Below are 12,167 nucleotides of genomic sequence, written 5' to 3'. Positions count from 1 at the left end.
TGCCGGGACGTGGGCGAGGGGAATGCGACGAAAGCGGGTCACCGTGGCGTGAAACGGGTGACCCCGGCGCCGAACACCAGTGTCATGCACTCGTGTCCGGCGCTGGCGTGGTCGTGCGCTTCAGAATCCCGGCGGCCGCTCGTTCGCCACGCCGGCCAGCCGCTCGATGGCGATGCCGGCGCGGGCCAGCGTGCCTTCGTCGAACAGGCGGCCGATCAGGGTGACGCCGTGCGGCACGCGGCGCGGCGGCGCGAACTTCGGCAGCGGGCGGGAAGGGTGCGGGGCCCAGTCGCTGCGCGCCTCGTCCACCTGCACGAAGCCGGTGCGCAGCGTGAGCGACGGGTGGCCCGTGTTGTTCGACACGATCAGCATCTCCTCGCGCAGCGACGGCACCAGCAGCACATCGACCTGGCCGAAGATGGCGGCCATGCGTTCGGCCACCAGCCGGCGCAGGCGGTCGGCCTGCACGAAATCGACGGCGGACAGGAAGCGCGCCTCGCGCAGCAGGTTCGGCCAGGCATCCGGTGTCTGTTCGGACAGCATGTCCATGCGGCCGTCGCGGGTCCAGTCCTCGAACGCGGCGGCCGCCTCCGCGAACAGGATCGTGTTCAGCGCGTGGTACGGCCAGTCCGGCAGCGCCACCGGCACCGGTTTCATGCCGGCCTTCCTGGCCAGCTCCAGCGCCGCGCGGTCGACGTCCGACGCCTCGCGCTGCCACTCGGGCAGGTAGCCGATGCGCAGGCCCCGCACGGGCGCGGCGGCATCGAAGTCCAGTTTTGCCGGCACGCTGGCCAGGTCGCCCGCATCCGGGCCGGCGATGGCATCGAGCACCAGCATCGCGTCTTCCACCGAGCGCGTCATCGGGCCCAGCTTGTCGAGCGACCAGCACAGGGTCATGGCGCCCGTGCGCGGCACGCGGCCGAAGGTGGGGCGCAGGCCCGTCACGCCGCAGCGCATGGCCGGGCTGACGATCGAGCCGCCCGTCTCGCTGCCGATCGTGAAGGCCACCAGCGCGGCCGCCATCGCGGCGCCCGGGCCGGCGCTGGAGCCGGAAGCGCCTTCCTCGGGCAGCCACGGGTTCATCGTCTGCCCGCCGAACCAGATGTCGTTCATAGCCAGCGCGCCCAGCGACAGCTTGGCCAGCAGGATCGCGCCGGCGTCGTTCAGCCGCGCCACGACGGCGGCATCGGTGACCGGCACGCGGTTCTTCAGCGGCTCGGCGCCCCAGGTGGTGGCGATGCCGGCCGTGTCCAGCAGGTCCTTCACGCCGTACGGGATGCCGTGCAGCGGGCCGCGGTATTTGCCGGCGGCGATCTCGCGGTCCGCCGCGCGGGCCTGTTCCAGCGCGCGCTCGGGCAGCAGCGTGATGATGGCCTTCAGTCGCGGATCGAAGCGGCGGCAGCGCTCCAGGTAGATTCCGGTGAGCCGTTCGGACGTGAGCTGCCGGCTCTCGATCCAGCGCGACAGCTGCGCCACGCTGGCAAACGCGATATCGGCGTCGCTGGCCGGCAGCCTGCCCGGATCGGCGAAGCTGCGCACGAAGCGGGCGCGCGCCGGGCCGGCCTTGGTGCCCGGCAGCACCGGCTCGAACCGTGACATCGGTACCACGCTGTCGCCGATCTTCAGCTTGCCCGGCGCCGTGCGGCGCTTCATCAGGCCGGCCAGCGACGTGGGCCAGGCCGATGCGGCCATCTGGCGCTGCGCCGGCGTCAGCGTCACCTGCATCAGCTTTTCCGCCTCGGCGAAGGTAGCTGCGGTGATCTGCGGGCCGGTGGGCGGCAGCGTGCCGAACGTGGGCGGCGCACCGGCGGTGGCGGGCGTGGCAGGCGCGGGCGGCTGGGCCTGCACAGGCGAAGAAACGGCCGAAGCGGTGGCAAGCAGGCCCAGGGGAGCGTTGATCAGGAAGCGGCGGCGGTCGGGCATCGAGCATCTTTCTAATGGCAGAGCTTTCATCTTAGCGTACTGCCGGCAGCCATGGGCAGGCGTATGCTAGGGGTCCCGACCGTGAAAGGAATCATCCATGCCCACCCTGAACATCAATGGCACCGATACCGCGCTGGACGTGCCCGACGATATGCCCATCCTGTGGGCCCTGCGCGACGTGGCCGGCCTCACCGGCACCAAGTTCGGCTGCGGCGTGGCGCTGTGCGGCGCCTGCACCGTGCACCTCGACGGCCAGGCGATCCGCTCGTGCGTGACGCCCGTCTCGGCCGCCGCCGGCAAGAAGATCACCACGATCGAGGCGATCGGCAAGGACCCGGTCGGGGCGAAGGTGCAGGCCGCATGGACGCAGATCGACGTGGTGCAATGCGGCTACTGTCAATCGGGCCAGGTGATGGCCGCGACGGCGCTGCTGCACGCCACGCCGAAGCCGTCCGATACGGACATCGACAACGCCATGTCCGGCAATATCTGCCGCTGCGGCACCTATGGCCGCATCAAGGCCGCCATCAGGATCGCGGCCGCGGCGGGAGCACCGAAATGAACGCGCCCACCGAACCGAAAAACGGCCGCCGCCGCTTCCTGCAGATCGGCGCTGCGGCGGGCGGTGGCCTGCTGGTCGGCTTCATCCTGCCGGGGTGCGACCGCAAGGAGAGCGACCGCAAGGAAGCCCCGCCGGAAAAGGCCGTGGGCCATGCCGCCACCGCCGTGTCCGACCGCGCGCCGGGCCTGGCGCCGAATGCCTTCATCCGCATCGACCGGCAGGGCATCGTCACGCTGGTGATGCACAAGGTCGAGATGGGGCAGGGCACGTACACGTCGATGCCCATGCTGATTGCCGAGGAACTGGCGGTCGATCTGGCCAAGGTGAAACTGGAGCACGCACCGGCCGACAACAACCTGTACAGCGATCCCCTGCTGGGCGGGCAGGTGACGGGCGGTTCGACCTCCGTGCGCGGCGCGTGGAAGCCGCTGCGCGAAGCCGGCGCCGCGGCCCGTGCGGTGCTGGTGCAGGCCGCCGCGCAGACGTGGAACGTGCCGGCCGATTCGTGCCAGGTCGCCAACGGTGTCGTCACGCATTCGTCCGGCAAGTCCCTCCATTACGGCGAACTGGTGGACGCGGCCGCCAAGCTGCAGCCGCCCAAGACGTTCGCGCTGAAGGACCCGTCAGCCTACACGCTGATCGGCAAGCGTCACGCGCGGCTCGATTCGCCGATCAAGGCGGATGGCTCGGCGCAGTTCGGCATCGATGCGAAACTGCCGAACATGGGCATCGCCGCCGTCGCCGCCAGCCCGACCATCGGCGGCAGGCTCAAGTCCGCCGACGACGCCAAGGCGCTGGCCGTGAAGGGCGTGCGCGAGGTGCTCAAGATCGAGAACGCGGTGGCCGTGGTGGCCGACCACATGTGGGCCGCCAAGCAGGCCCTGGCCGCGCTGGCGCCGCAATGGGACGCGGGCCCGAACGCGGGCGTATCGACCAAGACGATCGTGGCGGACATGCTGGCCAAGTCGAAGGCCACGGGCGCCGTCGCGACGGACAAGGGCAACGCCCTCAAGGAACTGGGTTCGGGCCGCAAGGTGGAAGCGCTGTACGAGCTGCCGTTCCTGGCCCACGCCACGATGGAACCGGCCAACTGCACGGTCGACCTGCGCGCCGACGGCTGCGACCTGTATGTCGGCACGCAGGTGCCTAGCCTGGCGCAGGGCGCCGCCGCCAAGGTCACGGGACTGGTGCTGGAGAAGGTCAAGGTCCACAACTTCTACCTGGGCGGCGGCTTCGGCCGGCGGCTGGAAGTCGACTACGTGGTGCAGGCCGTCGCCTTCGCGAAAGCCCAGGCCAAGCCGGGGCCGGTGAAATTCGTGTGGAGCCGCGAGGAGGACATCCAGCACGATATGTACCGCCCGTACTATGTGGACCGCATCGCCGCCAAGCTGGACGACAAGGGTTACCCGCACGCCTGGTTCCATCGCGTGACGGGGTCCTCGATCATGGCCCGCTTCGCGCCGCCGGCCGTGAAGAACGGCGTCGATCCGGATGCGGTGGAAGGCGCGGCCGACCTGCAGTACTCGATCCCCGAACTGCGCGTGGAATACGTGCGCCACGAACCGCCCGTGCCGACGGCGTTCTGGCGCGGCGTGGGCCCCACGCACAACGTGTTCGTGGTCGAGAGCTTCCTCGACGAGCTGGCGCATGCGGCGAAGCAGGATCCGGTGGCCTACCGCCGCGCGCTGCTGGACAAGTCGCCGCGCCTGCTGGGCGTGCTGAACCTGGCGGCCGAGAAGGCGGGCTGGGGCAAGCCGGTGCAGCAGATCGCCGGCCGCAAGGTGGGCCGCGGCGTCTCCGCCCAGTTCGCGTTCGGCAGCTACATGTGCCAGATCGCCGACGTGTCGGTGGGTGCCGAGGGCGACGTGCAGGTGCACCGCGTGGTGTGCGCGCTGGACTGCGGCCAGCCGATCAACCCGGATGGCATCGTGGCGCAGATCGAAGGCGGCATCGTGTTCGGCGCCACGGCGGCGCTGTGGGGCGAGATCAACCTGGAAGGGGGCAAGGTGGTGCAGTCGAACTTCAGCGACTACCGCGTGATGCGCATGAACGAAACGCCCCAGGTCGAGGTGCACATCGTGGCCAGCCATGACGATCCGGGCGGCATCGGCGAGCCCGGCACGGCCGGCATCGCGCCGGCGCTGTGCAACGCGATCTTCGCCGCCACCGGCCAGCGCATCCGCCGGCTGCCCGTGTCGGCGTCGCTGAAGAAGGCGTAGCGAAGAAGGGAGCCGGCCGCCGCAGCATGGGTGGCCCGGCTGCCGCAGATTGGGGACGCCGGCTACGGCCGGGTGCGTCAGCCGGCGCGCCGGCTGCGGCAGGCTTCGGAGGAGATCAGTGCCAGCAGGCTCTCCGGCTTGACGGGCTTCACAAGATAGTCGTCGAAACCCGCTTCCAGCGCATTGGTGCGGTCCTGCGCCTGGCCATAGCCGGACAGGCCCACGGCGAACACCTTGCTGCCGCCCGCACGCAGGCGGCGGATCACTTCCAGGCCGTCGATGCCGGGCAGGCCGATATCGCAGATCAGCACGTCGAAGCCGCCTTCCTGGGCCAGCGCCAGGCCGCTCAGGCCATCGTAGGCGGCCGTCACCTCGTGCTCGTCGAGCATCAGGAAGCCCTTCAGCGTGTCGCACACGTCCACGTTGTCCTCGATCAGCAGCACGCGGCATTCCTCGTGCGCCACGGCTGCAGCGGGTGCCTCGGGCGCCGCGGGCAGCGTATCGCCCAGTGGCAGCGTGACGGTGAAGCGGCTGCCGCGGCCCGGGCCGTCGCTGTGGGCGTGCACGGCGCCGCCATGCATCTGCACCAGGTTGCGCACCACGTTCAGGCCCACGCCCAGGCCGCCCTCGGAGCGGGCCAGCGAGCGGGGACCCTGGGTGAACAGGTCGAAGATATGCGGCAGCACATGGGCATCCATGCCGGTGCCGTCGTCGCTGATCGTGACCTGGACGTTCTCGCCGCCGTTGCCACGGCTGCCGGCCTGCGGCGGCAGCACGGCAAGCACGATCTCGCCGCCGTCGGGTGTGTATTTGGAAGCATTGGCGAGCAGGTTGGAGAACACCTGCATCAGGCGCACGCGGTCGCCGTTCAGCGAGAACGCCTCTGCGCCGGGCTGCACCACCAGGCGCTGGGCCCGTTCGGCGATGCGCGGCTGCACCGTCTCGACGGCCTGTTCGATCACGTCCGACAGCAGCACCGGCGCCAGCGCCAGCGTGATGCGGCCGCTGGAGATGCGCGCCGCGTCCAGCAGGTCGTCCAGCAGGCGCGCCATGTGTTCCGTCTGGCGCGTGATGATGCTGCGCAGCGTGACGGTGTCGGGCGACATGTCCGGCATGCGCTCCAGCATCGCCGCCGCCATGCTGATCGGCGCCAGCGGATTGCGCAGCTCGTGGGCCAGCATGGCCAGGAACTCCTTCTGGCGCAGGTTGGCCGCTTCCGCCTCGTCCTGCAGCGTCTGCGCCATCACGGTGGCGCGCACCAGGTGCGAATTGGCTTCGCGCAGCTGGTCGTTCTCGGCGCGGGCCCGCTGCAGCAGCGCGCGCAGGCCGGCCACGTCGTTCGGCTCGCCGCCGGAAAGATCGCCGGGTGTGCCCTGCTGGAGATGCCCCAGGTCCGTCATCCTAGCTGCCGGCGCGGTGCGCGGAAGGATGGCCGGACAGGATGCCGTCGAAGCGCACGCGCGTGTCGTCGATCTCGATGCCGTTGTCCGTGATGTGGAAGCGGCGCAGCGCATGGCTGTGCGCGCAGCCGCGCAGCTTGACCACGGCGATCACCTTGGCCAGCTCGCCGTCCATCTCGACATAGCGGGTGGCGATGATGCCGTCGGTCAGGAAGGCGATCTCCGCTTCGGAGAACGTGAGCTCCGTGAAGCGGTCCTCGATGCCCATCGTGACGACGACCGTCACGCCCAGCTTGGCCAGCGAGGACAGCATGCGGAACACGGTCTGGCGGAACTCGGCGCGGAACTCGGGGGCCAGGTACAGCAGCACCTCCGACAGCGAATCGATGACCACGCGCTTGGCATCCGTCGCGATGATGGTCTGCACCAGTTCGTGCAGCAGCTCGTCGGTCGTCAGGTCCAGCGAACGGCTCTCGATGATGGCCACGTGGCCGGCCTGCACCATGCCCGCCAGCGCCGCATTGCGCAGCCGCGACGTGCCTTTTTCAAAGGTGGCGGCCACGCCTTTTTCGCCCTGGCGCACGCCTTCGGCCAGGAACTGCGTGCCGAGGATCGTCTTGCCCGAGCCGGAGGGGCCGGTGACCAGGAGCGAATGGCCCTGCGGGATGCCGCCATGCAGCAGCACGTCCAGCGTGGGCACACCGCTCGGGATGCGGCGCGGTTCGGTGTCCACGGGCACGCCGGGCAGGCGGTCCGCCGCCAGCGGCGGCAGCAGGCGGGGGAAGATGCGCACCCCGTCGTCGCCGATGCGGAAGGTGTGCATGCCGGCCATATGGGCCTGGCCGCGCATCTTGACGACGCGGATCTTGCGCACGATCGTGTTGTCCTGCTGCGACTGGGCCAGCGCCAGCACGCCATCGGCCACCGTCATGATCGGGTTGGCTTCCACCTCGATGTGGGCGTATTCGCCGATCAGGAAGGTGGTGGCCTGCCAGCTCGTCATGCGCGTGCCCAGCTCCTGGATGAAGTGCTGCAGGTCGGCCACGCCCTCGCTGCCGTTGCGGGCCGTCTGCACCACCGAGCGGAACGAATCGACGAACACGAGGCTCGGCTCGAAGTCCTCCACCTCGCGCATGATGCGTTCCAGCACGCCGGAAAAATCGCCGTTGCGCAGGTCGTCGGCCAGGTTCACGTAGCGGATCGCGCTGCCGACCTTGTCCAGCTCGAAGAAGGTGTACTGCTGCTGGTAGCGCAGCATCTTCAGCGGCGGCTCGCCCAGCACGGTGAAGAACAGCGCACGGCGCTGCGCGGTGGCCAGGGCGAACATGATCTGGTGCGCCAGCGTCGTCTTGCCGCTGCCCGGCGGCCCGGCGATCAGGTTGAACGAATACTCGCCCAGACCGCCGCCGAGCAGGGTGTCCAGTCCCGGCACGCCGGTCTCCAGCATTCCCAATCTTACTTTGTCGCTCATTTACTTCTGCTCCCCTGCATTTTCTTGTGTCCGCGCGTCGTTCCACGCAGTGTCGATCAGCCTCGTGGTCAGCGCAGCGCCGATCAGGTCGGAAAGTAGTCGCGTAAACGTGCCCAGCAGCGCCTCGTTGGCGAGCGCCGCCTGGGCCGGATCCGCGCCGGCGAGGTCTTCTTTCAAGGTTTGGAAAAGGGCATCCAGCGTCTGGGTGGACGGCCGTGGCGAGAGCCAGCCGAACTGCGGCGCGAGCAGGCGGCCCGTGCGGCCGTACAGCGCCCCGAACCCGCTATCGCCGATCAGCGGAATCAGATGTACGGCCAGCGCACGCCATGGGCGCAGATGGCCCTCGGCGTCGTCCGGGTCGCCGGGCTGCGCGAGCATCGCGTGTATCAGCTGTCGGCGCTTGTCGTCTTTGTTATCCATGCATCCTGATCAGGGTGTAAGTTTGAGCGGCCAGTTGCCGCTGCGAGCTTGCCATTATAACGGTGAGGCATGGGCAATCGGTCAATGCTGCCGATCACGGCAAAATTGTAGTTTGCCCCGGTCCGCGGCACCGTAGCGGCATCGTCGCATTGTTAGGTGGATAACACAACGGACGATTGCACGCAGGCATGCAAAGCAGCCTGTCAGGCGGCCTCCAGCACGATTGCGCGGCCCATGCTATCCTGCCCGGCTTCATTTTTCACGCCCCCTCCCGTCCCCATGCAAGCAGCACTTCCCGATTCCAACATCCCCACCATCGTGGCGCCCCGCGGCGCCGGCATGGCCGAAGTGGCCCTCGGCCTCGGCGGTCTTGCCATCGGCACCGGCGAATTCGCCTCGATGAGCATCCTGCCGCTGGTGGCCAATGACCTGGGCACCACGCTGCCGCAGATGGGCCACATGATCAGTGCCTATGCGCTGGGCGTGGTGATCGGCGCGCCGCTGATCACCATCTTCATGGCACGCATGCCGCGCCGCATGATGCTGATGTGCCTGATGCTGATGTACGCCGTGGGCAACCTGCTGGGCGCGTTCGCGCCGACGGCCGGCCTGCTGATCGTGGCGCGCTTCATCGCCGGCATTCCGCACGGCGCCTATTTCGGTGTCGCGGCACTGGTGGCCGCCGGCCTCGTCACGCCCGACAAGCGCGCCCAGGCCGTGGGCCGCGTGATGCTGGGCCTGACGATCGCCAATATCTTCGGCGTGCCCCTGGCCACCTGGCTGGGCGCGATGCTGGGCTGGCGCTCGCTGTTCGTCATCGTCGGTGCCCTGGCCCTGATCACGGTGACGATGGTGATGATCTGCCTGCCGTTCATCCCGGCCGGCAATGCCAGCATCCGCGGCGAACTGTCCGTGTTCCGCCGCCTGCAGGTCTGGCTGACCCTGCTGATGGTGGCGATCGGCTTCGGCGGCATGTTCTCGATGTACACCTACGTGACGCCGACGCTGCAGCAGATCACCCACGCCTCGCCGGTACAGATTTCCTTCCTGCTCGGCCTGATCGGCGTGGGCATGACGCTCGGCAGCCTGGTGGGCGGCTGGATGGCCGACCGCAACCGCACGGCCACCATCTTCGGCGTGCTGGTGTGGAATGCGCTGGTGCTGACAGCCTTTGCCTGGACCAGCTCGAACCTGTGGCTGGCCGGCCTGAACCTGTTCCTGATCGGCACCGGCATCGCCGTGGTGCCGGCCGTGCAGACCCGCCTGATGGACGTGGCCGGCGATGCGCAGACCGTCTCGGCGGCGCTGAACCACTCGGCCTTCAATATCGCCAACGCGCTGGGCGCCTGGGCCGGCGGCATGGCCATCGCCGGCGGCCTGGGCCTGGAATCGACGGGCCCAGTAGGTGCCGTCCTGGCGCTGGGCGGCATCGTGGTGCTGGCGATCTCGCTGGCGGTCGAGCGCAACGACGTGGCACGGGCAGCCGCCACCGCCTGACCCGCCGCGCGCCGGCGCGGCTTCTGACGTGCTGCGCCGGCCATGCCTGAAGGGCTATACTCGTGGCCCGTTCGACCCCTGCCGCCACCATGACCACCGACACGCCTTTCGACGACGACGAGCAACTGAGCCTGGACCTGGACCTGCCGCGGCGCGGGATCGCGCTGGTGAAGCTGGAGGGCCGCGTGTTCCTGCGCTTCGACGGCAGCGTCGATGCGGCCGGCCTGCACGTGCCGTATGCGCTGGTGCCGTCCCAGGGCGTCCTGGCCAAGCCGTCCAAATGGCGCAAGCTGGACCGCGAGGCGCGCGCCGCCCTGATCACGGAACGTTCCACCGACCGCGCGCTGCGCGAGCTGCACGACCACACGCTGGCGTTCGTGCGCGAGATGGCGGCCGAGTGCGAGGAATTCGGCCTGGCGCCCATGGATTTTCTCCATTCCCTGGCCGACGTGCAGACGTCGGAACCGGCCGGCGCCGTGTTCGACCGCATCCGCCAGCGCCTCGGCCACGCCGTCGAACGCCAGCGCGAGGAACAGCATGCCGAACGCACGCGGCAGAGCATCAGCCTGGCCGAATATCCCGCCTCGTTCGAGGTGGCGCGCCGCATGCCCCGCAAGTTCATTGCGCTGCTGGGCCCCACCAATTCCGGCAAGACCCACAAGGCGATGGAAGCGCTGGCGAAAGCGCCCAGCGGCGTCTACCTGGCCCCGCTGCGCCTGCTGGCGCTGGAGAACTACGAGCGGCTGCTGGAGGTCACGCAGCACGGCAAGCCGCTGGCGGTGAGCCTCGTCACGGGCGAGGAGCGCCGCCTGGCCGAAGGCGCCACCCACGTGGCCAGCACGGTGGAGATGCTCGATTCGCGCACGGCCGTCGACGTGGCCGTGATCGACGAGATCCAGATGCTGGCCGACCGCGACCGTGGCGCTGCGTGGACGGCTGCCGTGTGCGGCGCGCCGGCCCGCACCGTCTACCTCGTGGGGGCCCCGGAAGCGCGGCGCGCCATCGAGGCGCTGGCCGAGCGGCTGGAGTGCCCGCTGGAAGTGCATGTCCTGAAGCGCAAGGGCCCGCTGGCAATGGAGTCCGGCCCGGTGCGCAAGGTGCAGAACCTGCGGCCCGGCGATGCGCTGATCGCCTTCTCGCGGCGCGACGTGCTGATGTGGCGCGACATGGTGGCCGAGATGGGCCACTCGGTGGCCACCGTGTACGGCAACCTGTCGCCGGAAGTGCGGCGCGCGCAGGCGCAGCGTTTTCGTGACGGCGCGGCCGACATCGTGGTGGGCACCGATGCCATCGCGATGGGCCTGAACATGCCGATCCAGCGCATCGTGATGACGAGCACCGTCAAGTTCAACGGCTACGAGGAGGAAGAGATCCCGGCCCCGCTGGCGCGCCAGATCGCCGGCCGGGCCGGGCGCTACGGCATCCACGAGGAAGGCCTGGTGGCGGGCTTCGATGGCGAGAGCCACGAAGTCATGCGTTCGCTGCTGAAGGAAAAGCCGGTGCCGCTGAACACGACCGGCTTCGCGGTGGCCCCCACGCTGGAGCACCTGCACCGCATCGCCGCCGTCACGCGCGAAACCTCGCTGGCCCGGCTGCTGAAACGCTTCATCCACAACATCGACGTGCCGGACGGCTTCTTCTACCCGCGCATCACGGAAGACCAGATGGACCGCGCCACCTGGCTCGACACGCTGCCGCTGACGGTGGCGGAAAAGTTCGCGCTGTCGCTGGTGCCCGTGTCGACCAAGGTGGTGTCGCTGCAGCACGCGTGGGAGCACTGGTGCGTGGGCCTGTCGAAGAAGCGCATCACGCACCTGCGGCCGGACGACCAGGCGCTGTTCCACATGACGCTGCAGGAGGTGGAAGACGTCTGCCGCAAGTATTCCGCCTACGCCTGGCTGGGCTACCGGCTCCCCGACTATTTCCCCGACATCGAACTGGCGCAGGAGCTGTCGCGGCAGGCTTCCGAGCGGGTCGATTCGATGCTGCAGGACCAGAACACCAACGCGCGGCGGCGGCACCACCGGCGGCGCTGATTTTTTCTACGATGCGTCGTCCGGCCAGGCGATGCGGCCGTGGCCTGCTTCGTTCAGCCGGACCACCAGGCCCGCGGCAGCCGTCTCGGCCAGGCTGAAGTCGAACGTCACGTCATCCCCATGCGCGACCTGCAGCAGCTCCGCACCAGCCGCATCGAGTTCGCGGCGCAGCAGGCCTTCCAGCGCATACGGCACCACACAGCGCAGTGCGCGCAGCCTGACGATGGCCACGCGCTCCGCGCCCAGCAGCGCCTGCGCCACGCCGTCCGTGTAGGCGCGTACCAGGCCGCCGGCGCCCAGCTTCACGCCGCCGAAATAGCGCACCACGGTGGCCAGTACACCCTCCAGGTCCTGGTGGCGCAGCACGTCCAGCATCGGCCGGCCCGCCGTGCCGCTCGGTTCGCCATCATCGACGGCGGCCGACTGCCCGCCGGCCAGCAGCGCCCAGCACACGTGGGCTGCACCGGGGTGTTCCGCCTTCAGGCGCGCCACGACGGCCTGGGCGGCAGCGCGGTCCGTCATCGGCTGCACGCAGGCGATGAAGCGGCTTTTCTTGATGATCAGTTCGGCGGAGCAGGGGGCGGCGAGGGTGTGCGGCATGGATGGCGAAACGTGCGGTGAAGCGGGGATTGTACCCGG

The 12,167-nt window shown here is 69.4% G+C and carries 9 protein-coding genes; 4 read left to right on the top strand and 5 right to left on the bottom strand.

Annotated features, from left to right (window positions below; all coding sequences use genetic code 11):
* Positions 1-120: 120 nt before the first annotated feature.
* A complete protein-coding gene (locus tag IP91_RS06625) occupies positions 121-1,923 on the bottom strand; it encodes an amidase (RefSeq protein WP_145647910.1) in 1,803 nt (600 codons plus the stop codon).
* A 97-nt stretch (positions 1,924-2,020) separates the two neighbouring features.
* On the opposite strand from IP91_RS06625, the gene IP91_RS06620 reads away from it, so the two are divergent.
* A complete protein-coding gene (locus IP91_RS06620; RefSeq protein WP_145647909.1) occupies positions 2,021-2,485 on the top strand; it encodes a (2Fe-2S)-binding protein in 465 nt (154 codons plus the stop codon).
* Positions 2,482-4,704 (top strand): xanthine dehydrogenase family protein molybdopterin-binding subunit, encoded by a 2,223-nt coding sequence (locus IP91_RS06615; RefSeq protein ID WP_145647908.1) that lies wholly within the window; start codon positions 2,482-2,484, stop codon positions 4,702-4,704. Before IP91_RS06620 ends, IP91_RS06615 begins: the two co-directional genes overlap by 4 nt.
* A 77-nt stretch (positions 4,705-4,781) precedes the next feature.
* Here the strand turns inward: IP91_RS06615 and IP91_RS06610 are convergent, their stop codons facing one another.
* The 3 genes from IP91_RS06610 to IP91_RS06600 are packed head-to-tail and all read right to left on the bottom strand — an operon-like array spanning position 4,782 to position 7,995.
* Complete coding sequence (locus tag IP91_RS06610; RefSeq protein ID WP_145647907.1) at positions 4,782-6,104, bottom strand: hybrid sensor histidine kinase/response regulator; 1,323 nt, start codon at positions 6,102-6,104, stop codon at positions 4,782-4,784.
* Position 6,105: 1 nt separating this feature from the next.
* The gene (locus tag IP91_RS06605) at positions 6,106-7,575 is read right to left on the bottom strand and encodes a DUF7125 family protein (protein ID WP_145647906.1); all 1,470 of its coding nucleotides are present in this window, start codon (positions 7,573-7,575) and stop codon (positions 6,106-6,108) included.
* The gene (locus IP91_RS06600; RefSeq protein WP_145647905.1) at positions 7,576-7,995 is read right to left on the bottom strand and encodes a hypothetical protein; all 420 of its coding nucleotides are present in this window, start codon (positions 7,993-7,995) and stop codon (positions 7,576-7,578) included.
* Between the two features lie 279 nt (positions 7,996-8,274).
* Here IP91_RS06600 and IP91_RS06595 point away from each other — a divergent pair, with 279 nt between their 5' ends.
* Positions 8,275-9,492, top strand: coding sequence for an MFS transporter (locus IP91_RS06595; RefSeq protein WP_145647904.1), 1,218 nt, complete (start codon positions 8,275-8,277; stop codon positions 9,490-9,492).
* A gap of 89 nt (positions 9,493-9,581) precedes the next feature.
* A complete protein-coding gene (locus tag IP91_RS06590) occupies positions 9,582-11,528 on the top strand; it encodes a helicase-related protein (protein WP_145648062.1) in 1,947 nt (648 codons plus the stop codon).
* Between the two features lie 6 nt (positions 11,529-11,534).
* Here IP91_RS06590 and IP91_RS06585 read toward each other — a convergent pair whose 3' ends face one another.
* The gene (locus IP91_RS06585; protein ID WP_145647903.1) at positions 11,535-12,128 is read right to left on the bottom strand and encodes an IMPACT family protein; all 594 of its coding nucleotides are present in this window, start codon (positions 12,126-12,128) and stop codon (positions 11,535-11,537) included.
* Between the last annotated feature and the right edge of the window lie 39 nt (positions 12,129-12,167).

This window comes from Pseudoduganella lurida (assembly GCF_007830455.1).
Classification (GTDB): domain Bacteria; phylum Pseudomonadota; class Gammaproteobacteria; order Burkholderiales; family Burkholderiaceae_D; genus Rugamonas; species Rugamonas lurida.
This window is presented reverse-complemented; position numbering and strand designations above follow the sequence as displayed.

What these genes read in the sequence shown, in the direction of transcription:
- IP91_RS06610 (WP_145647907.1), bottom strand. Translation starts at nt 6,104, where the DNA reads ATGACGGACCTGGGGCATCTCCAGCAGGGCACACCCGGCGATCTTTCC.
- IP91_RS06615 (WP_145647908.1), top strand. Translation starts at nt 2,482, where the DNA reads ATGAACGCGCCCACCGAACCGAAAAACGGCCGCCGCCGCTTCCTGCAG.
- IP91_RS06595 (WP_145647904.1), top strand. Translation starts at nt 8,275, where the DNA reads ATGCAAGCAGCACTTCCCGATTCCAACATCCCCACCATCGTGGCGCCC.
- IP91_RS06620 (WP_145647909.1), top strand. Translation starts at nt 2,021, where the DNA reads ATGCCCACCCTGAACATCAATGGCACCGATACCGCGCTGGACGTGCCC.
- IP91_RS06625 (WP_145647910.1), bottom strand. Translation starts at nt 1,923, where the DNA reads ATGCCCGACCGCCGCCGCTTCCTGATCAACGCTCCCCTGGGCCTGCTT.
- IP91_RS06600 (WP_145647905.1), bottom strand. Translation starts at nt 7,995, where the DNA reads ATGGATAACAAAGACGACAAGCGCCGACAGCTGATACACGCGATGCTC.
- IP91_RS06585 (WP_145647903.1), bottom strand. Translation starts at nt 12,128, where the DNA reads ATGCCGCACACCCTCGCCGCCCCCTGCTCCGCCGAACTGATCATCAAG.
- IP91_RS06605 (WP_145647906.1), bottom strand. Translation starts at nt 7,575, where the DNA reads ATGAGCGACAAAGTAAGATTGGGAATGCTGGAGACCGGCGTGCCGGGA.
- IP91_RS06590 (WP_145648062.1), top strand. Translation starts at nt 9,582, where the DNA reads ATGACCACCGACACGCCTTTCGACGACGACGAGCAACTGAGCCTGGAC.